This window comes from Bradyrhizobium sp. T-12, from assembly GCF_058314695.1.
Map to the genome: position 1 here is coordinate 875,948 of NZ_JBZFQJ010000002.1, position 20,641 is coordinate 896,588.

Annotated in this window: 13 protein-coding genes and 4 pseudogenes; 6 read left to right on the forward strand and 11 right to left on the reverse strand. The window is 59.9% G+C overall.

Annotation, left to right across the window (positions count from 1 at the left end; genetic code table 11):
- Positions 1-546: 546 nt before the first annotated feature.
- Positions 547-2,061 (reverse strand): ISNCY family transposase, encoded by a 1,515-nt coding sequence (locus AC0WRY_RS38395; protein WP_128955117.1) that lies wholly within the window; start codon positions 2,059-2,061, stop codon positions 547-549.
- 623 nt (positions 2,062-2,684) lie between these two features.
- Between AC0WRY_RS38395 and AC0WRY_RS38400 the strand changes: the two genes are divergently transcribed.
- Positions 2,685-3,149: a group II intron maturase-specific domain-containing protein gene (locus AC0WRY_RS38400; protein WP_232995625.1), complete on the forward strand. Its 465-nt coding sequence runs from the start codon at positions 2,685-2,687 to the stop codon at positions 3,147-3,149.
- A 288-nt stretch (positions 3,150-3,437) separates the two neighbouring features.
- Here the strand turns inward: AC0WRY_RS38400 and AC0WRY_RS38405 are convergent.
- The 3 genes and pseudogenes from AC0WRY_RS38405 to AC0WRY_RS38415 all read right to left on the reverse strand — a co-directional run.
- Positions 3,438-3,624, reverse strand: a pseudogene (locus AC0WRY_RS38405) (IS66 family transposase zinc-finger binding domain-containing protein); the annotation flags it as partial.
- 495 nt (positions 3,625-4,119) lie between these two features.
- Positions 4,120-5,520: an aminotransferase gene (locus tag AC0WRY_RS38410; protein WP_128929856.1), complete on the reverse strand. Its 1,401-nt coding sequence runs from the start codon at positions 5,518-5,520 to the stop codon at positions 4,120-4,122.
- Between the two features lie 9 nt (positions 5,521-5,529).
- The gene (locus AC0WRY_RS38415) at positions 5,530-7,044 is read right to left on the reverse strand and encodes an NAD-dependent succinate-semialdehyde dehydrogenase (RefSeq protein WP_128929855.1); all 1,515 of its coding nucleotides are present in this window, start codon (positions 7,042-7,044) and stop codon (positions 5,530-5,532) included.
- A 158-nt stretch (positions 7,045-7,202) separates the two neighbouring features.
- Between AC0WRY_RS38415 and AC0WRY_RS38420 the strand changes: the two genes are divergently transcribed.
- Positions 7,203-7,679, forward strand: coding sequence for an Lrp/AsnC family transcriptional regulator (locus AC0WRY_RS38420; protein WP_128929854.1), 477 nt, complete (start codon positions 7,203-7,205; stop codon positions 7,677-7,679).
- Positions 7,680-7,933: 254 nt separating this feature from the next.
- Here the strand turns inward: AC0WRY_RS38420 and ald are convergent, their stop codons facing one another.
- The 7 genes and pseudogenes from ald to AC0WRY_RS38455 all read right to left on the reverse strand — a co-directional run.
- A complete protein-coding gene (gene ald / locus AC0WRY_RS38425) occupies positions 7,934-9,046 on the reverse strand; it encodes an alanine dehydrogenase (RefSeq protein WP_128929853.1) in 1,113 nt (370 codons plus the stop codon).
- A gap of 869 nt (positions 9,047-9,915) precedes the next feature.
- Positions 9,916-10,656, reverse strand: a complete 741-nt coding sequence (locus AC0WRY_RS38430) for a M24 family metallopeptidase (RefSeq protein WP_245502108.1) — start codon at positions 10,654-10,656, stop codon at positions 9,916-9,918.
- A gap of 349 nt (positions 10,657-11,005) precedes the next feature.
- Positions 11,006-12,208, reverse strand: a complete 1,203-nt coding sequence (locus tag AC0WRY_RS38435; RefSeq protein WP_128929852.1) for a M20 family metallopeptidase — start codon at positions 12,206-12,208, stop codon at positions 11,006-11,008.
- Between the two features lie 831 nt (positions 12,209-13,039).
- Positions 13,040-13,768: pseudogene (locus AC0WRY_RS38440) on the reverse strand (Mu transposase domain-containing protein); the annotation flags it as partial.
- Between the two features lie 71 nt (positions 13,769-13,839).
- Positions 13,840-14,141 (reverse strand): annotated as a pseudogene (locus AC0WRY_RS38445) (transposase); the annotation flags it as partial.
- Positions 14,142-14,395: 254 nt separating this feature from the next.
- Entirely contained in the window at positions 14,396-14,896 is a 501-nt protein-coding gene (locus tag AC0WRY_RS38450; protein ID WP_128929851.1) for a transposase, read from the reverse strand.
- Positions 14,820-14,996, reverse strand: a pseudogene (locus AC0WRY_RS38455) (ISNCY family transposase); the annotation flags it as partial. The pseudogene AC0WRY_RS38455 and the gene AC0WRY_RS38450, both read right to left, overlap by 77 nt.
- On the opposite strand from AC0WRY_RS38455, the gene AC0WRY_RS38460 reads away from it, so the two are divergent.
- From AC0WRY_RS38460 to istB, 4 genes are all read left to right on the forward strand, one after another.
- Positions 14,957-16,414 carry an ISNCY family transposase gene (locus tag AC0WRY_RS38460; protein WP_371746383.1) on the forward strand — a complete coding sequence of 486 codons (1,458 nt, stop codon included), beginning with the start codon at positions 14,957-14,959 and terminating at the stop codon, positions 16,412-16,414. The pseudogene AC0WRY_RS38455 and the gene AC0WRY_RS38460 sit on opposite strands and share 40 nt — an antisense overlap.
- Before the next feature lie 481 nt (positions 16,415-16,895).
- Positions 16,896-17,921, forward strand: coding sequence for an IS110 family RNA-guided transposase (locus AC0WRY_RS38465; RefSeq protein ID WP_164934317.1), 1,026 nt, complete (start codon positions 16,896-16,898; stop codon positions 17,919-17,921).
- A 281-nt stretch (positions 17,922-18,202) separates the two neighbouring features.
- Positions 18,203-19,672 carry an IS21 family transposase gene (istA, locus tag AC0WRY_RS38470; RefSeq protein WP_128929850.1) on the forward strand — a complete coding sequence of 490 codons (1,470 nt, stop codon included), beginning with the start codon at positions 18,203-18,205 and terminating at the stop codon, positions 19,670-19,672.
- Positions 19,669-20,481 (forward strand): IS21-like element helper ATPase IstB, encoded by an 813-nt coding sequence (gene istB, locus AC0WRY_RS38475; protein ID WP_128929849.1) that lies wholly within the window; start codon positions 19,669-19,671, stop codon positions 20,479-20,481. The genes istA and istB overlap by 4 nt, the downstream gene beginning before the upstream one ends.
- Positions 20,482-20,641 lie beyond the last annotated feature (160 nt).

The window sequence follows — 20,641 nt, forward strand, 5'->3', positions numbered from 1 at the left end:
ATGCCGAGCAACTGGAGAAGCCTTCATCCCGGAGAGAAATCGCCGGAAGAAGGTAGGTCGTATAACCGGAGATCCCGGGAAATCGACCGAAGATGAGAAGGTGGCGGCCGGGACTGGAGTAGCGATGAAGCGGAGTAACTCCCGTGGAGCAAAGGGTCCCTGCCATTTGTGATGTCTCTAACGTAAGGAAGGCAAGGACGAGATGATAAAGGCGTCCATCGATTTGCAAGACCTGAGGCGGAGACTATACGTCAAGGCGAAGGCTGAACCGTCCTGGCGTTTCTGGGGTCTATACGTCCACGTGTGCAAGATGGAGACCCTGCGCGCAGCGTATGAGATGGCGAAAGAAAACGACGGCGCACCGGGAATAGACGGGGTGCGCGGCGGCGATCAGGGTGAGACTCCGTATTGCCTCACCTATCGATGCTCCCGAGTGCGATCGGTTGCCTCATTTATTTTGCTCCCGGCTTGGGTTGAGGAGGAGGCCGGGTGCGGAGATGGCCGGGGTTTCGGAGCGCCCGGCCTCCTCCGCTGGCGTCTGCCACATCATTGGGTTGTTGTGACCTCATGCCCCAGCAGCGTTTCCTCCGTAGGAACGAACAACAACGCGTTCGCTTGCTCGCTGCGCCAGGATTTAAGCCTACGCTGAAGCGTTCGAAGAAGCTTGTTCGGATAGGCTCCAGGATATTCCGCCTGCAACCGGGAGAGCAGTTCGCTACCAGTCCGCCAAGGCTCGGCTTCAAACCATTTTCGCAAATCTAGCGTTGCCCGGATGAGCGGGTCGGGACGCCGCCGGCCTCTTTTCGCTTTCACGATTGGCCGATCCGTCGGTCGCATAGCTCCGTCTTTCCAGGCGGTTCGTAGGCTTGCCAGGAAGAGATCGATCGGTTGCGATGCCGCAGCAGGATGGGCGATTGGCTGCGTATCAGCGAGCGCCGCGAGGCGTTCCTGCGCGCCGCGGATGTCGCGCAACAACGCGACCGGGTCGAGAGCGGCATAGATTTCTTGGAGATGGTGACGAATCGCATCGGGCGTGCGGGCGTCGGCGGCCAAGCGCTGGTGTGGCGTTGCCGGTGCGCTGTATGTCTTACGCACACGAGCACCGTCGCGCTGCTTGGCCATCAGTTTGAATGAGGGTTGGAAGAAGTTCACGAACAGCCGCGCCGATCGATAGAGTTCAGCCAGCAGCTTGGCCGCTTCCAGGCCCTCGAGCCGACGATAGCCGACCATCCTGCGCACGACGGCACCGTTCTTCTGCTCGACGAACGCCTGGTCGTTCTTCCGGTAGGGCCGGCAACGCGTGAAGACGATGTTGGCCGCATCGCAGTAGGCTTTCAGCGTCTCATTCATGAACACCGTATCATTGTCCGTATCGAGGCCGATCAGCGCAAAAGGCAATTGTTTGCGCAATTCCGTCAACACCGTGCTCAACAGTGTTTGTTCGCGCACGATCAGAGGAGCGCACTCCGTCCAGCCGGTAGCAATGTCGGTGAGCACGAGGGTCTGGATGAAGCTGCCGCGCGCCGATAGACCGCTATGCGCTACAAGGTCAGCCTCGACGAACCCCGGCGCCGGATCGTTCCAATCTGCCGACGTCCGTATTGGAATACTGCGACGCAACGAGTGCGTCGCGTGCCGTCGGCGCTTGCGACCTAATCCTTCTCGGACCCGTGCCAACGCGCGGTCGATCGTCGCAGCACTCATTGCCAAAAGTTTGTCGCGGATCTCGGGAGCAAGGTCGAGGTGGCCGTGCCGTTCCATCGCTTCAATCAGCGCAGGCATTAACGCCTTCAGCCGCTTCCCGCAGATCCGGTCTGACGCCTCCCAAAGCAGCAAGAGCGCGTTGTGTTCCGCCTCATTATAGATCCGACGTCGCGCCCGTCGGCCTGCGCTTACGTCTTCCTGGCCTCGAAGTAGACGCATCGCATGTTTGCGATGGAATCCGGTGATGTCGACGAACTCGTCTAATATCCGCGCCTTCTTCGCACGATCCGAACGCCGATAGCGCGCGCCCGCCGCCGCCGTCAGTTCCTTCCGCGTTGCCATGCTCAGCCACCCCATCTGCGCCCCCGCTTGTTCCCGATCCAGGGGAGCAATTTACGTGAGGCAACGGCTCAGCATCCGGTAACAATTAAGGCGAGGCAATGCGCGCTCTCATCCTGATTGTCGCGCTATAACGGGGTGACGTTCGAAGCCATCGAAGCGCGAGGCGTGGAGTCTCTGCTCGAGCAATTACGAGACGAACTGATCGAGCGCACTTATAAGCCACTTCCATCAAGGAAGCGGGAAATACCGAAGGACGGGGGCTCCAAGGTCCGCGTTCTGTCGATTCCGGCTATCCGCGACAGAGAGGTACAGGGGCGCTCAAGCTCATACTCGAACCTGTATTCGAGGCGGATTTCCAACCGGGATCGTTCCCAAGCGGACAACACATGAAGCGATCAAGCGAGTTGCTAAAGCAATAGCTGAGCGGAAGACGCGGGTTCTCGATCTTGATTTGCGGGCCTACTTCGACAACGTCCGGCATGATCGGATTCTGGAGAAGGTAGCCCTGCGGGTTGATGATGGGGACGTCATGCATCTTCTGCGGCTTGTGCTGAAAGCTTCTGGCAAGAAAGGCGTTCCGCAAGGCGGCGTAATTTTCACCCTTGCTCAGTAACCTCTACCTCAATGAGGTGGACAAGATGCTGGAGCGAGCACGTGAAGTTACACGTCGCGGCAAGTACACCAATATCGAATATGCACGTTTTGCTGACGATATGGTTGTCTTGATCTATGCCCACCAGCGACATGACTGGCTGCTCGGCGCTATAAACAAGCGCTTGCGGGAGGAGTTCGCCAAGTTACAGGTTGAGGTGAATGATGAGAAGAGTCGCATAGTTGACCTGGCCCGAGGCGAGAGCTTCGGCTTCCTGGGAATCGACTTCCGCTATCTCCGCAGTCTGCGCGGAGTGATGCGGCCGTATTACACGCCCAAGCTCAAAAAGCGGACGGCGCTTCTGCGGGGGCTCAAGGAAGTGTTTGGCAGCTATCGGTCGCAACCGATTAGTCGGGTGATAAGCCTGATCAATCCAAAGCTCCGAGGATGGGTAAACTACTTCCGGATAGGCGATTCCAGTAAATGCTTCCCTACATCAGAGACTGGGTAGAGAGGAAGGTCAGACGCCATCTGGCGAAGGCACGGAAACAAAAGGGCTTCGGCTGGAAGCAGTGGAGTAACTCGTGGCTGTACGACACCTTGAAGCTGTTCAACGGCTACCGGGCGAGTGCCGCCGAAGTAAAAGCTGCTCCAACATGATAGGTCCATAAGCCTTGTCATGAAGCAAATGGGAGCGCGTAGTGCGGGAAATCTGCATGCTGCGTGCGATGTGGCGGGGGCTGGAAACGTGCATGACCGGGAAAACTGGTTAAGCGGCGCGCCAGTCCTCGACCCCACTGTCGAACAGGATCGTCGCCAGCAATTGCGGACCGATGAAGCCGCGCGGCGTGGCATGGAACGGTGCCGGCGGCTGGCTGATCTTCTCGCAATCGCGGCAAGTGAACTTCTCTCGCACGGTCTCGATGACCTTGAACCGGCGCGGGATCTCCCAACGTCTCGGTCACATCCTCGCCCAGTGCTGCAACAAGCCGTTCCTTCTCATCCTGCGACCACCGGCGCCGCCGCTCGGCCGATGTGATCACCTCCGCCCCTCGAAATCGGCATAGTGCTTCTCCCAGGATTACCCGTAGGACCTGCAGCGTTCGCGTCCGTCAAACAAGACGGCCCGCAACGGAGGAATACCACAGAGTCACCTGCTCTCCTTCTTCAGATGAACTGAAGGGCCACCGCCGCCAGAGGTGCGATAAATGGCTTGCGCCCAGTCGAAGGGCGAGAAGATCTCTCCGCTCGCGTTTGCCAGCACCTTCCGCACCACCATTGGGTCGTTAGGGCGCGCGACCTGCCCCATTCGGACGTAGTTCCTAGGATTGACAAAGTCCGTGTAACTGGGCATTTGCCGCGGCGGCCCGGTGCTACTTGAGTTAGCTCAGAACGGATCGGGTCGCCTCACGGTGAGGATGACCTTCACTCATGAAGCGCGCCCGATGTGCGACACGTGCCGGGCGTGGAATGCGGAGTTTCTAAACGCTTGCGGGCTCCCTGGCGAGTTCGTCAATGACTTGCCTGGTTGCCTGATAGGCAAGCTCGACAATCTCATCAATCTCGCCTTCCGAGACGACAAGAGGCGGAGCAAAACCCAGAATATCGCCATGCGGCATTGCCCGAGCAATAAGTCCCCGCTCGCGAGCAGCCTTCGAGATGCGGGCGCCGACTTTGAGCTGGGCGTCGAACCGTCGCTTCGTGTGACGGTCCGCGACAAACTCGATAGCGCCGAGCAAGCCGACGCCGCGAACTTCGCCAGCGATCTCCAATTGAGCGAACCTTTCCTTAAGCCGCTTTTGAAAGTGCGCGCCGACCACCCTGGCGCGATTGCTGAGCTGCTCCTTTTCAACGATATCGAGCACTGCGTTGGCGGCGGCGGCAGCGATCGGATGACCCGAGTAGGTGTAACCGTGTGAGAATGCGCCAACGCGATCGGCGGCCCCCTCCATAACAGAGTAAACCTTCTCCCCCACGATGGCTGCCGAGAGCGGCATGTAGCCCGAGGTGAGCCCCTTGGCGACCGTTACGAGATCCGGCTCCATCCCGTATAGAGTACTGCCAAAGTCGGCCCCGGTTCGCCCGAATCCACAGATCACCTCATCGGCGATGAGAAGAACGTCATACCGCCTGAGTACGGCCTGAATCTCCCGCCAATACCCGCTGGGCGGCGGTGTGATGCCTCCGGTACCAAGGACAGGCTCGGCAATAAACGCGCCGACCGTTTCCGCGCCCTCCCGCACAATTAGCTCTTCGAGTTCGGCCGCACGCCGACGAGAAAAGGCCTCCTCCGATTCCCCGTGCTCAGCGCCCCAATAATGGTGGGGAGTGCCTGTGTGCAGAATACCCGGAAACGGAAGGTCCATTTGATCGTGATAGAACGACATTCCCGTCATTGATCCAGAAATGACCGAGCACCCGTGATAACCGCGCTCGCGAGAGATGATCTTCTTCTTCTTCGGCTGACCACGCAGATTGTTGTAATACCAGACGAGCTTGGCCTGAGTTTCGTTGGCATCCGATCCGGAAAGTCCGTAGAAGACTTTGCTGGCGTTTCCCGGTGCCATTTGCACGAGGCGATGCGAAAGCTTTGCGAGCTCTTCGGTCGTGTGAGCAGCGTACGTGTGGTAATATGCGAGCTGATAGGCCTGCCTTGCGATGGCCTCGGCAACTTCGGTACGCCCATAGCCGATATTGACACAGTAGAGACCGGCAAAGCCATCGATGTATGTTCGGCCCTCCGCATCCCGAATGGATATCCCTTTACCACCTGTGACGATTGTGGGATCGCCAAGCTTGCCGCTCGCGAAATCCTTCAGCTGCGTGAAGGGATGCAGAACACTGGAACGATCTCGCTCAGCGATGGTCTTGATATCAATCATATAGTTCTCCTATGCCGCCAAATCGCCGAAACAGACGTATTTGTGTTCCATGTACTCTGCTAAACCGTGCTTCGACCCTTCTCGTCCGAGTCCGGACTGCTTCCAGCCTCCGAACGGAATGGGCGGTCCAGTAAAGGAAGCTGTATTGATTCCGAGCATGCCGCACTCGATCTGCTCAGAAAGGCGGAGCGCCCGGCGAAGGTTGTTTGTGTAGATGTATCCAGCCAGCCCCATTTCGCTGGCGTTCGCCCTGGATACAACCTCCGCCTCAGAATCGAACGGGAGCACGGCAGCAACCGGCCCGAAGGTTTCTTCATGCGTGATCAGCATGTGGTCGGTGACATCGCTGAGCAACGTCGGAGGAACGAAGTTTGCACCCAAACTTGCGCCCTTGTCGGCGCAAAACACCCGCGCCCCCTTTTTTGCGGCGTCGTCGATGTGGGCCCTGCATTTGTTGGCAACCGACAGCTTTGTCATCGGCCCTATATCAGTTGTCGTTTCCAGGCCGTGCCCGACTCTGAGCTGAGAAATAGGGGTGGCAAACGCCTCGACGAAGGCGCGGTAGATCTTTCTATGCACGTAGATGCGATTGGCGGCGAGACAGTCCTGGCCCGAAGTGGTGAACTTTGCGTCCATCGCTCCCTTAACCGCCTTGTCGACATCGACGTCGTCAAAGATGATGCACGGAGCGTGGCCCCCCAGCTCAAGCGACACTTTCTTCACGGTTTGTGCCGCCTCTGCCAGAAGCAGGCGCCCAACTTCGGTAGAACCAGTAAACGAAAGAGCTCGCACCCTCGTATCGCGCAACAGTGGTTTCGAAAGCTCGATTGAATCACCGACAAGCACCTGAAATACGCCACGCGGAATACCAGCTTCTTCGGCCAACCTAGCCAGGGCAAGGGCCGACAATGGCGTCTCGGGAGCCGGCTTCACGACGATCGGGCAGCCCGCGGCAAGAGCAGCTCCCGCCTTTCTCGTGATCATCGCGATTGGAAAATTCCATGGCGTGATCGCCGCCGCAACACCGATTGGCTGCATTCGCACATGAAGCAGGCTTCCCGCTTTGTGACTCGGAATGGTCTCGCCATAGGTGCGCTCGCCTTCAGCGGCAAACCATTCCAGAAAGCCCGCGCCATATGTGATCTCGTAGCGTGCCTCCGCCAGAGGCTTTCCTTGCTCGCTGGTCATAAGAACGGCGAGATCCTCTGAATGGCCGCGGATCAGGGACGCCCAAGATTTGAGGATCACTCCTCGCTCGGTGGGCAGCAGACGCCTCCATGCAACAAACGACTTCTCTGCTGCTCCGATTGCCAGCTCCATGTCGGCCGCCGAGCAACGGGCAGCTTCCGCGATTTCCTCCCCCGTCGCGGGGTCGACAACCGCGTCCTTCTGCCCGCCGTCCGTCCACTTGCCGTCGATGAACGCTGCCCCCGCTAAAAAGTCTCGTCGTCTGAGAGTTCGAAGGTGCCGCATAGCGAGGCCACCCCACTCCGGGCGTCTGTGCCGAAAGCCTTGAACACCCATTTTGAAACTCCCGCGCCGTCACTTATTGAAATTGCTGGAGTAATCAGGATACTAGTGACGCAAACAGATTTGCGTCGCATTTTCGGTGCGCGGGATGAATTCCTGCAAAGCATTGATGCCTTGCGACGAAACGCAGCTTAGGGCTGGAGACAACCGCTATGCGTTACGATCGGATAGATGCACGCATCCTGGAGATCGTGCAAAAAAACAATCGCCTCACGTCCGAGGTCATTGGCGAAATGGCGGGGCTTTCCCCCACGGCGTGTCAGAGAAGGTTGAAGAGGCTCCGTTCGGAAGGAATCATTGAGTCGGATGTGTCCATCGTCTCGGCAAGAGCAGTGGGAAGGCCGATTCAGATGCTTGTCCTCGTGAATCTCGAGCGGGAGCGCTCCGATATCATCGACAAATTCAAGAAGGCCATCAAAACGTCGAGTGAAGTCGTAAATGGCTTCTATGTCACGGGCGATGCAGACTTCGTTCTGTACATAACGGCTCGCACGATGGAGGACTACGAGCTTTTCACCAGACGCTTCTTTTACGAGAACCCCGATATTAAGGGGTTCAAAACCATGGTCATCATGGACCGCGTAAAATCGGGGTTTGCAGTTCCAATCGAAATGCCACCGGACAGATAAGCGATCTTTGATCGCGACGTCCCGACGGTCCAGCTGTTTTGAGCACTCGTGAAAGAATGAGAACCATACCGAAAGCTCTGACAATTCTGACTTCTCACAATCCTCTTCAACCCAAAACAGGCCTAACGAACTCGCCCCAGTGGGCTTGGTCGAATTACGTGCCAGAATGGTGCTTGAAAGCAAAAAAAGGAGGGGCCACTCCAAGGGTGGCCCCTTCAAGTTAGGGAGGAAACGCCCCTAGGGGGCCTGGGAGATCAGGCCGCAGCCTGTTCGATCGGTGAAAATGGTAGGCCGAGACTCTCTGCCACTGCCTTGTAGGTCAACCGGCCCCGATAGACGTTCAGGCCAGCGCGCAAGTGCGGATTTTCAAGCACGGCCGCAAAGCCCTTGTTTGCCAAAGCCAAGCCAAAAGGCAAAGTTGCGTTGTTGAGGGCCTGACTTGAGGTAAGCGGGACTGCACCGGGCATGTTGGCAACGCAATAGTGGATCACGCCGTCGACTTCGTAGGTTGGATCAGCATGGGTGGTGGCACGCGACGTCTCAAAGCAACCGCCTTGATCGATCGCGACGTCAACGACCACAGAGCCTTGCTTCATCGAGCTCAGCATCTTGCGCGACACCAGCTTCGGTGCACTGGCTCCTGGGACGAGCACGGCGCCAATAACGACGTCTGCGGCAGAGACTTCCTCTTCAACGCTGTCGATGGTCGAGTACCTGGTGCGGACGCGGCCCTCGAATAGCTCGTCCAGTTCGCGAAGGCGGTTGATCGAACGGTCGATGACGGTGACTTCCGCACCCAAACCGGCTGCCATTCGGGCGGCATGCGTACCGACGACACCGCCACCGATGACAACGATACGAGCGGGCTGAACGCCAGGCACGCCGCCGATCAATAACCCCCGCCCGCCGCTGTACCGTTTTAGGGCCGCGCCGGCAGCCTCGATCGTGAGCCGGCCCGCGACTTCGCTCATTGGCGCAAGCAACGGCAAGCCCCCGTTCGAGTCGGTGACGGTTTCATAGGCGATCGCTGTGCAACCCGATTTCAGCAGTCCTTTTGCCTGCTCCGGATCGGGCGCCAGATGCAGATAGGTGAAGAGGATCTGATTCTCTCGGAGCTGGACCCATTCGGACGGCTGCGGCTCCTTGACCTTGACTACCATCTCGCTCGATGCAAACACCTCCCGAGCAGCCGCGGCGATTGTTGCACCGGCCTTCCGGTATTCCTCGTCGCTTGCCCCGATGCCAGCGCCGGCATTGGCCTCCACCAATACTTGGTGGCCGGCAGCCACATATTCCCGGACAGCTCCAGGGGTCAGGCCCACGCGATATTCGTGTGTTTTGATTTCCTTGGGAACACCGACTTGCATCTTGCAATCTCCGCTTTTGCTGAACCACTTCTAATCGGAACCACGCGGTGAAATTGAGAAGGGACCGGCGAACGACGCAGAAATTCAGCAACCTCGGCGTTCTTGCGCACAATTCCAGCAGAGTGCGCGAGATGGTGATGGTTTGCTATTCCTGGCGCCGCAATCGGCACAGTGGCAGCCGACACATCGATCCAAAGGAAGTTTCGCACAGCGATTTTCACGTATTTAACGGCCTTCGGTTCCTCCACGGGGCTCTGGGCGAAACATCCCCTCTGTCCCGCTCCACGCAAAAGCTGCATGAATCCCGGCGGATATTTATGGCGGAACAGTTGCCCAGCAACGCGCGCATGCCGCCAGGGCTCGCCGATCGAATGGCAACGATACGCTCAGAGATTGTGAGCATCATGGAGCGGCTGTCAATGATCGCTCGAAAGCGGCCTTTCCGATTGTGACGATCGCGTCCACCTTCGGTCTTGGTGATGACGAGCGCAGGCGCGAGCCCGGGATATTGCGATGGACTACGGCTCGGCGCAATCAGCACCGCGACCGGGCCACCTATCTGCGGACGCCTAGTGTTGAAAACCGGTGTCCTCGTGCAAGAAGGCGAGTGCTGCGAGCGAGAGTGGCCCATTGTTCTCCTTTGAGAGACCTTAACGCACTAGCGGCAGGCCTGGAATCGCTGAGGCCGCAGCGGATTGCGCGTCAGAGTTCGAATAGCTCGCGCGGCAACTTCGTGAATGGTTCACCTGCAACGTCGGTATGCGGAAGGTTTCGCTGATCACATAACCACGTCTTCATCGATCCAGTTTTCAAGCATGAGGTGAAATGTCGTATTCGGCTTGAGGACCGTGTTATCGCCGTCCTTCAAGCTAGCTGTAGGTTCCGTCCAATCTATCGCGACGGCGTAGCCGCACCGAGACTCCTTCACCAAGCCATCGCGTTTTCAAGTTGGAGTTGAAAGCTATGGCGACGTCGCTGCAGGTCCTGCCGGGTTTGGCGGCGGCAAGTGCAGCTTCCAACCTGGCAACGTTCCCTTCATGCAACCGGCGTATGTGATCCGACGGCTTACCGATCGCGACATCGTGCGCATCAGCGGAGAGGTCTAGCCATGACGCCCGCCGCTGAACTCGAAATTGCTCTGCGAGCCCGTCTGGAAGACGTCTTCGGTCCAGCGAATGTGACACGTGGAGATGCGTGCGCAGCGCAAAGAAGAGGCCCGCAAAATCCGTGCTGGGCTTGCCGTTAGCGCTGCGCACCAATGTTGCAATGACCTCGGCGGATTCATTGGCCTCGCGCGCGCCTGAGCGGATAACGTCTCTCGCTTTGAGCATGCCGGCGTCGGAAATAGCGGTAGCTTCCCGCATCATCGCGAATTCCGAGTCCGATTTCACGCCGCGGATCCGGGTCACGGCGTTAGTGCAGTAGACGATGTTCGCGCCTGTCGAGCGAGATTTGAACTTCTTAACTGTCAGCGGGCAAGAGCCGTTCTTCCAGACCGGTCCATTTGCGGCCGACGCCATCGTCCAAGATGAAGTCGATGGTCTCCTCCCGTTCGGGGTAGCGATGAGCGCCTCCGAATAACCAGTGACACGACTGCGATCGACAAACATCTGATGGATCGCCGCCGGCCAGACCATTCTGCGCGTCAGGAAGGTCGGCTACTCATCCGTTAAAGTCACGACCAGCCCCCGCGGAACATAGCCCGACCTCGAAGTGTATCCGGAGAGATATATGATGTTAGCCGGAGCCGTGACCACCGCTTCGACCTTCGCCGCTCTATCTCCGACTTGACGGCGGATAATCTCCGCAGATACCCGCCGCGGGCGAATGCTTGCGAAGCCTTAGGCATTGCCATGTGCAAACTCCTTCTGGAAAGAGTGGGTCGTTCTCTCGCGTGGATCGAGGGCGGGCCGGCGGATCTTTTCGTGTCATTTGTGGCGGGATCGTACATCGGCGCCGCTACGAATTCAGCATCTCCAAGCAGTACCTGATCGCGAGCTCAGCTGTCGGAACGAGCAGATCGTCCGAGGCTCCGAAAGTTGGCGTGTGCACGCCGGACTCGTTGCCTTGCTCCTTGCTGCCAAACCAGAAGTAGATCGAGGGCACGCACGCGGAGTAGAATCCGAAATCGTCGCTGCCGCCGCCTGCGCTCGACGACTTCAGGTCGGAAAACTTGTCTTTGCCCACGGTCTCGACCACCAGCCGCCGAAACCTGTCAACCATCACGTCGTTGTTAATGACCGGCGGTTCACCGAATTTGTGGGAGAACTCCGCTTTCCCGCGGTGCATCGTCGCGACCCCTTCAGCTATTTCTCGCACGCGCTGAACCAGGAGCTCTCTCCGCTCACAACGGCTTGTTCTGATAGTTCCGGTCATCGTAACTGACGGGCAAATGATATTTGTGGCTTCGCCACCTGCAATCGTCCCGATTGTGACGATCGCCCCGTCATCGAAGGGCATTTCCCGCGACACGACCTTTTGGACCTCATTGATGAATGCCCCGGCCATCGCAATTGCATCCACGCCCGCATGCGGCCTCGCGCCGTGGGCCATGGTCCCGATAAGTGTGATCGCGAACTGATCGGCGGATTGTGTCACAGCGCCTGGGCGTGCGCCGAACATCCCCGCGGGCAAATCAGTTTTGACGTGGAACCCAACAGCAGCGTGGAAGCCGCTAAGCAGGCCCTGCTCAGCCACTGATCGTCCGCCGAGTGGCTCCGCCTCCTCGGCGGGCTGGAAAAACACGCGAAGCTTGCCAGAAAAGCTCTCTCGCATCCGATGAAACGCAAGTGCGGTACCCATAGCGATCGACGCATGCAGGTCATGACCGCACGCATGCATATGACCTGGGACCCGGGACTGATAGGACAAGTCGTCCCGGGTTTCCTGGATCGGCAAGGCATCGATGTCGCCCCGTATGGCGACGGAGCGCTGCGGCCCGGAGGCTAAACCGTGGATGTCGACGTAAAGGCCGGTTTTGTGAAAGGTCTTCGCATCGAACAGCCCAAACCGTTCAAGCGTTTCGCGGATCCGCTGTTGAGTTTTCCACTCGTTGTTGGAAAGCTCCGGCTCGCGATGCATAGCATGCCGCATTTCGATCACCACGTCCTTTTCGGAACTGGAAAGCAGATTGTTTGCGCTTGTGTTTGTAGTCCTCTTCATCTTCGCGGCCTTCCAGTTGACGCTTGAGTCAATGTAGCAGGTCGGGTAGGCGGGGAGCAGCGACTAGCGTGGCTATCGCGCAGCAATGCTGCAAGGTTGTCGTCCGATGCGCACAATCTGAGAGCATCTGATCCTGGCGGGCGCCGGATCGCAGGGCCTCGGAAGAGGCCCTGCACAACCAAAACAAGCTAACGGCGCGCCTGTCGATCGGGACTACCATCACGGCCCCGGAGCCGTCAGCTTCTCAGCTCTTTGGTCATCCTCTATCCGAGGCCTGCGCCCTGCTCCCTGAATGCTCTCCAGTCGATCGGCCGCTCCAGCGCTGCTCGTTCGCGCCTCTGCCGAAGGAAATGGTGGGTCTTTGGGCAAATATGGCGCCGGCCTTCAAAATAATTGCGGCTGCAAATGACAATATCATTGCGACACGTCGCAGCTCCGTACCCCAGCTCCAGGCTTTCACGCAAGGCGAGGCATCGGCCGGTATTGTGGACAGCCGAGCACATGAGGCGCGGAAATCCGGGACGCCATTGGAACGGTCGTCGCGTGCGAGGGCATCTACGCGGTGACCTCGTTTACCCTCATCGTGCGGGATGTCGCAATAGGAGGTGCGCTAGCCTACATCGATCCGCTGCTTTCCGCTCAGGGTATGCTGGCTGTACCAAAAGCGCTCCGCTACGGCCCACGACTGACGTGGCGCTCGGCGAGCTGGCTGCGGAGATTCTCATGAATTCGTAGCGAGCAGAACGAGTCAGCCAGTATAACTGTTGGCGGGCATGGTTAAGATCTTTCGCTTCAGGTCCTCGATGATCCGGTCGACTAGCGCAGTATCGGGCCGGACCGGCCTCCCTCCCTGCAGATCTTTGCCGGCGTCCACTCGCATAGCGCCGGTGGCTGGAGGGCATGTGGCGCTGATCGTCGTGTGCCGCCCGTTGCCACTGCCACGCATATGCACGCTCGCCTCCAAGGAGGGTTCAATCGTTCGTGCGCTGATCCGCGCTTCTAGTCTAACTCAGCGGCGGGCGAAGCGATAGGGCACCGAATATGGTGTTGTTCGATCTCGACGTGATAGTCGAGCCCGACCCGCCATTCGGCATGGACCCACGGCTGGCCCGGAAGCGGTTTGAGAATTGGCGCATCAATTTCCTCGAAAGCTGGCGCCGTATGCGGCCATACTGACGCAGTACCCGTTCGTCATTGAGCTTGGCCAGCCACTAGGCGATCGCGCGGTTGAGTTCGGCCAGGCTGTAAAAAGTTCGGTTGCGCAACCGCCGCAGCAGCCAACGCTCGATGATTCCCACCGCAGGCCTCGACCTTTGCCTTATCTCTCGGGCGAGGCGGCCGTGCCGGAATGCTGCGCCATATCGCTGTAGCTGCGGTCGACTATGGGGTCACAGAGGCAGGCCTCGATCACCGCGATCTTGGCGTTGTGGGCACCAGCAGTTGCGTCGCGTCACCAAAAAAGCTGTAGGCCGCGTCGTTTCCCGCGATCCAGTCGCCGAGCTGCTCGGTCCACGTCGCTAGCGGGAATGACAAGCTGGATGCGCCCATGACCGCAACGAAGCGCGCGATCATTTCGGAACTCCGCGCGCCATCAAATCGGTACGGTGCGCGCGATGACCTCGGAATCGACAGACCACGGCGGTGAGCGCCTTCTCGGCCATCCGGCGCGGCTCCAGGAAACCCGGGAAGTAGGAGCCCTTGCGCAGCTTGGGATGCGAAGCTCGACCGTGCCGGCCAGGTCTCCCAGGTCCGGTCGAAGCTCACCGTTGCGCTGGGCCAGACGCTCGGGGTTCTTCTCGCCGTAGGCTGCACCGACCTGGCCTTCGACTTCCAGCTCCATCAGCCGCTGGGCAGCAAAGCCGATCATCTCGCGCAAGAGATGGCCGGAGTTCGAGACCCTGACGGCTCGCTTCCGTCTTTCCGTTCCACGCATCACTCGAGGGCGCAGGCGCGCATATGACGCGGGTTACGCTCGGGAAGAGCCGGGTGCGGGAAGTCTGCCCGCCCGGATCTGTGAGGGCGAAGCCGAATGGCTGAGTTACTCGACCACGACCCCGGTACAGGACCACGATGTCAAAAACCGGAAGTTTGCTCATTCGGCGGATTGCGGGTGCGACAATGGAAATTTAGCCCACTCGAGTAGGATCACAGCGATTTCTCGCACGCCGAGCGCAGGCGCTCAAGCACTTAGCGACGTCTGCATCGATGCTCGCAACGGCTGCGCCAGCTCCCCCGTCTGCAAAGGTGGCGGTGCTGACTTATGAGTCGACGCATTGCAGTGAGGATTTGCTCGGCATCGACGACGTCGCGCAGCGCGCACGAATTGGGATTGGCGGCAAGGGTGCTCATAGTGGAGACCATTCGGACGACATAAGAGGACCATTGTCGCCGCGTATCGAAGTGTATGCTGGCGGAGGCTCCGCAGCCGCCGGTGGCGACGATTCCGACACCAAAGGCACGAACGATATTGCATCTGCCGAAGCCGGCAGCACCAGTTGTTGAACGCGCCCGGCGTCGCCAGTCATGTACCTGCTGTGTCCGGCAGCCATGGCGGCGGGCGATATCGATTGCAATCGCACCCGGCTCAAGGCTTTCCGCGGCGATCTGACCCTTCAGGCGTGCGGACGTCCGCTGCCAGGCGCTGGTGAGGCGTTGCCGGCGCGCTGTATGTCTTGCGTACACGAGCACTGTCGCGCTGCTTGGCTAACAGTTTGAACGAGGGTTGGAAGAAGTTTACGAACAGCCGCGCTGATCGACAGAGTGCGGCCAGCAGCTCGGCCGCTTCCAGGCGAGTTCGTCGACATCACCGGATTCCATCGCAAACATGCGATGCGTCTACTTCGAGGCCAGGAAGACGTAAGCGCAGGCCGACGGGCGCGACGTCGGATCTATAATGAGGCGGAACACAACGCGCTCGTGCTGCTTTGGGAGGCGTCAGACCGGATCTGCGGGAAGCGGCTGAAGGCGTTAATGCCTGCGCTGATTGAAGCGATGGAACGGCACGGCCACCTCGACCTTGCTCCCGAGATCCGCGACAAACTTTTGGCAATGAGTGCTGCGACGATCGACCGCGCGTTGGCACGGGTCCGAGAAGGATTAGGTCGCAAGCGCCGACGGCACGCGACGCACTCGTTGCGTCGCAGTATTCCAATACGGACGTCGGCAGATTGGAACGATCCGGCGCCGGGGTTCGTCGAGGCTGACCTTGTAGCGCATAGCGGTCTATCGGCGCGCGGCAGCTTCATCCAGACCCTCGTGCTCACCGACATTGCTACCGGCTGGACGGAGTGCGCTCCTCTGATCGTGCGCGAACAAACACTGTTGAGCACGGTGTTGACGGAATTGCGCAAACAATTGCCTTTTGCGCTGGTCGGCCTCGATACGGACAATGATACGGTGTTCATGAATGAGACGCTGAAAGCCTACTGCGATGCGGCCAACATCGTCTTCACGCGTTGCCGGCCCTACCGGAAGAACGACCAGGCGTTCGTCGAGCAGAAGAACGGTGCCGTCGTGCGCAGGATGGTCGGCTATCGTCGGCTCGAGGGCCTGGAAGCGGCCAAGCTGCTGGCTGAACTCTATCGATCGGCGCGGCTGTTCGTGAACTTCTTCCAACCCTCATTCAAACTGATGGCCAAGCAGCGCGACGGTGCTCGTGTGCGTAAGACATACAGCGCACCGGCAACGCCACACCAGCGCTTGGCCGCCGACGCCCGCACGCCCGATGCGATTCGTCACCATCTCCAAGAAATCTATGCCGCTCTCGACCCGGTCGCGTTGTTGCGCGACATCCGCGGCGCGCAGGAACGCCTCGCGGCGCTCGCTGATACGCAGCCAATCGCCCATCCTGCTGCGGCATCGCAACCGATCGATCTCTTCCTGGCAAGCCTACGAACCGCCTGGAAAGACGGAGCTATGCGACCGACGGATCGGCCAATCGTGAAAGCGAAAAGAGGCCGGCGGCGTCCCGACCCGCTCATCCGGGCAACGCTAGATTTGCGAAAATGGTTTGAAGCCGAGCCTTGGCGGACTGGTAGCGAACTGCTCTCCCGGTTGCAGGCGGAATATCCTGGAGCCTATCCGAACAAGCTTCTTCGAACGCTTCAGCGTAGGCTTAAATCCTGGCGCAGCGAGCAAGCGAACGCGTTGTTGTTCGTTCCTACGGAGGAAACGCTGCTGGGGCATGAGGTCACAACAACCCAATGATGTGGCAGACGCCAGCGGAGGAGGCCGGGCGCTCCGAAACCCCGGCCATCTCCGCACCCGGCCTCCTCCTCAACCCAAGCCGGGAGCAAAATAAATGAGGCAACCGATCGCACCCGGGAGCATCAATACATGAGGCAATACGCGCTCTCATCCTGATTGTCGCGCTATAAGTGCGGCGCGGCGATCAAAGTGAGAGTGCAGCGTCAATCCAGATGAGAATGCCGCCACTGGACGGGAACGTCGGGAGGGCGTAGCCCGACCGGAGTTTCCGTCCAGCGGCGGCGGCCTTTTCGAGGCCTCAGGTGGTCGCGGTCGGCCGGTATGCCGGTGGTTTTTCCGATTCGGAGGAATCACTTTTGTGCCCGGCCGCCACATAACCGTCCATCAATTGAGATGGGATGGTTGCCGCCCTCCCCAGACGGCATCGTAATGTGCCAAGAACGCAGTGTTTGAACCCCGAAGCGAAGAGGACGGCAAATTGATGGATACGGTGATCGGAGTGGATCTAGCCAAGAATGTGTTTCAGCTCCACGGGGCGTCAATGGCGGGACACTTGAAATTTCGAAAGAAACTGTCGCGGCTTCAGTTTCGGAAGTTCATGGCGGGCCACCCATCGGCAGTGGTGGTGATGGAAGCCTGTGGCAGCGCCCACTATTGGGCACGGGAGATGGTCAAGCTCGGCCATGAAGTGAAACTGATCGCTCCGCAATATGTGAAGCCTTTTGTGAAACGCCAAAAGAACGACGCGGCTGATGCCGAAGCAATCGTGATCGCGGCACAGCGCCCCGAGATGCGCTTCGTCGAGCCGAAATCGGAAGAACAGCAGGCCAGGGCAGTGCTCTTTCGGGCTCGGAAGCGCCTTGTTCATCAGCGCACCGATCTGGTGAATGCGCTGCGTTCTGTTCTCTACGAATTCGGCCATATCATCCCGCAAGGAATCGAACAACTTAAACGCATTGACGCAATCCTCGAAGATCCGAACAGCGATCTACCAGAACTGGTCCGCGAGGAATGTCGGAGTCTCATTGATCAGATCGCCTACAAGACGGAGCGGATCGATGCCAAGGCAGAGCAGCTCAAGAAGTTGGCGACGCGGACGGTCACGGCGCAGCGGCTGCAGACAATGCCGGGGGTCGGCCCGCTGACCGCACTCGCGATCGAGGCTTTCGCGCCCGACATGGCGGCCTTTCGACGTGGCCGAGACTTCGCGGCTTGGCTCGGCTTGGTCCCACGGCAACATTCCTCAGGGGGAAAGGAAAGGCTCGGACGCGTTTCGAAGGAAGGACAGGCGGACATTCGCCAGTTGCTCATCGTTGGGGCGATGTCGCGGCTGAACTGGCTCGGGCGCAAGTCGATCCCTAGCGGATCCTGGCTGGCGCAGATGCTGGCGAGGAAGCCGCGCATGCTTGTGGCGATCGCCTTGGCGAACAAGATGGCTCGGACGATTTGGGCCATGCTCACCCGGAAGGAGGATTATCGGAACCCAGCGCAGGCAGTGACGGCATGACTGCATGCAGCACGAAATAGCCTGACGTTGGCGAAGGGGGTGTGAGAAGGCGACGACCCGAATGGGCGCAACGATCGAACAGATCTGGATCAGGAAACCAGCTAGAGCCAAAGAGCCGACGTGCTCGGAGATGAGAATTGGACCTGGTCCGCGGATCACCATACCGGCCAGCGGCTTCTGAAAATGCCGTAAAGGAAGGCCTGACAGAAGACCGCACTCGATCACACGCCAAAGGGTCAGAAACTTCTTGCATTGCGGGCGGCAACCACAGAAGGCTCTACATGAAGCTCAGGAAGACCCATCCGACGCCTGTCGCCGCGGCGAAGGCGTCGATCAGCGTGGCAACGGCCTACCGCATCGAGAAGGATCCAGTACTACCTTCGCAGAAGAAGGAGCCGCGCGCACGACGGCGTCCCGATCCAATCGCCGACATTTTCGACTCTGAAGTCGTGCCGCTGCTGCGGGCAGCGCCCGGCATCCGGCCCGTGGCCATTTTCGAGGAGATGATGCTGCGCCATTCCGAGTTGGGCGAGGGCGTGCGCCGGACGCTGGAGCGGCGCATCCGAGGCTGGCGTGCCATCCACGGTGAGGAGCAGGAGGTCATCTTCCGCCAGGCGCACGAACCCGGCAGGCTCGGTCTGTCGGACTTCACCGAGGTGGCCTCGTTCGGCATCACCATCGCCGGTCAGCCGCTCGACCACCGACTCTATCATTTCCGGCTCGCCTATTCCGGCTTCGAGCACGCCCATGTCGTGCTCGGCGGCGAGAGCTTCGTGGCGCTGGCGGAAGGCCTACAGAACGCACTCTGGTCCCTCGGTGGGGTGCCGCGCGAGCACCGCTCGGACAGCCTGTCCGCCGCCTTCCGCAACCTGGACAAGGACGCGCGCGAGGACCTGACCCGCCGCTATAACGAGCTGTGCAGCCATTACGGCATGACACCGTCACGCAACAATGCCGGCATCGCCCACGAGAACGGCTCGATCGAGGGGCCGCACGGCCATCTCAAGCGGGCGATCGAGGATGCACTGTTGCTGCGTGGCACCGTCGACTTCGATGATCTCGCCTCCTATCGCCGCTTCGTCGACGAGATCGTCGGCCGCCGCAATGCCCGCAACGCCAAGCGCATCGATGCCGAGCGCGCCCAGCTTCGGGAGCTACCTGAGCGGCGCACCACCGACTATGAGGAACTCAGCGTGCGCGTCACTTCCTCAGGCGGCTTCACGCTGCGCAAGGTCTTCTATACGGTGCCCTCGCGCCTGATCGGCCATCGCTTGCGCGTGCGCCTCTACGACGATCGGCTCGATGTCTTCATCGGCGGCACGCATCTCATGACGCTGCCGCGCGGGCGTGCTTCCCCGTCCGGCAAGCATGACCAGGTCGTCAACTACCGGCACGTCATCCATTCGCTCAGAAGGAAGCCGATGGCATTGCTCAATCTGGTCTATCGCGATCGGCTCTTCCCGCGCGAGGCCTACCGGCGGACTTTCGATCTCCTCGTCGAGCGTCTGCCCGAGCGCCAGGCCTGCCGCATCATGGTCGAGCTTCTTGGCCTCGCCCACGAGCGCGGCTGCGAGAGCGAACTGGCCGAGGAGCTGTCCATCTGCCTCGACAATCACCGGCTCCCCGACATGGCCGCGCTGCGTGCCCGCTTCGCGCCCGATCCCGCGCGCCTACCCAACGTAGTCGTCCGCCTGGCGCCGCTTCAGGCCTACGAAGCGCTCATCGGCGCCAGCCTGGGAGACGCAGCATGAAGAGCGCCTCGATTGACCCCGCCAAGCTCAGCCTGCTCCTTAACGAGCTGCGACTGCCCGCCAGCAAGGTGATCTGGCCACAGTTCGCCGAGCAGGCCGACAAGGAGGGCTGGCCCGCCGCGCGCTTCCTCACTGTGCTCGCCGAGCACGAACTGGCCGAGCGCGATCGCCGCCGCATCGAGCGGCACCTCACAGAGGGCCGCCTTCTGCCCGGAAAGACCCTCGAGAGCTTCGAGTTCGACGCCGTGCCGATGGTCTCCAAAGCTCAGGTCATGGCCATCGTCGCCGGCGACACCTGGTTGGAGAAAGGCGCAAACCTGCTCCTGTTCGGCCCGCCCGGCACCGGCAAGAGCCATCTCGCCTCGGCGATCGGTCTCGCCCTCATCGAGAACGGCTACAGGGTGCTGTTCACCCGCACCACAGATCTCGTCCAGAAGCTGCAGCAGGCCCGCCGCGACCTCGTCCTCGAGAGCGTGCTGGCCAAGCTCGACAAGTTCGACCTGCTCATCCTCGATGATCTCGCATACGTCACCAAGGACCAGGCCGAGACCAGTGTGCTCTTCGAGCTGATCAGCGCCCGTTACGAACGGCGCTCCATGCTGATCACAGCCAACCAACCCTTTGGCGAGTGGGGGAAGATCTTCCCGGACCCCGCTATGACGCTCGCCGCGGTCGACCGGCTCGTTCATCACGCCACCATCTTCGAGATGAATGTCGAAAGCTACCGACGCCGCGAGGCCGCTGAGCGCAAAAAGGGACCTGGACGCCCAGCGTCATACGCCACACCCGCCAATATCGCCCCTGATTGACGCGCCGCGACAATCAACCTGACAAAGCACTTGCGCGCGTCAATCAAACCCGCGGATCATCACATCCGCCGCGACACCAGATTCTCATCCAGATTGTCGCGCACCTCTCTCCCAGATCGCCGCGCTACAGTCGAGAGCTATCGCAGGCGCACCGCGCTCG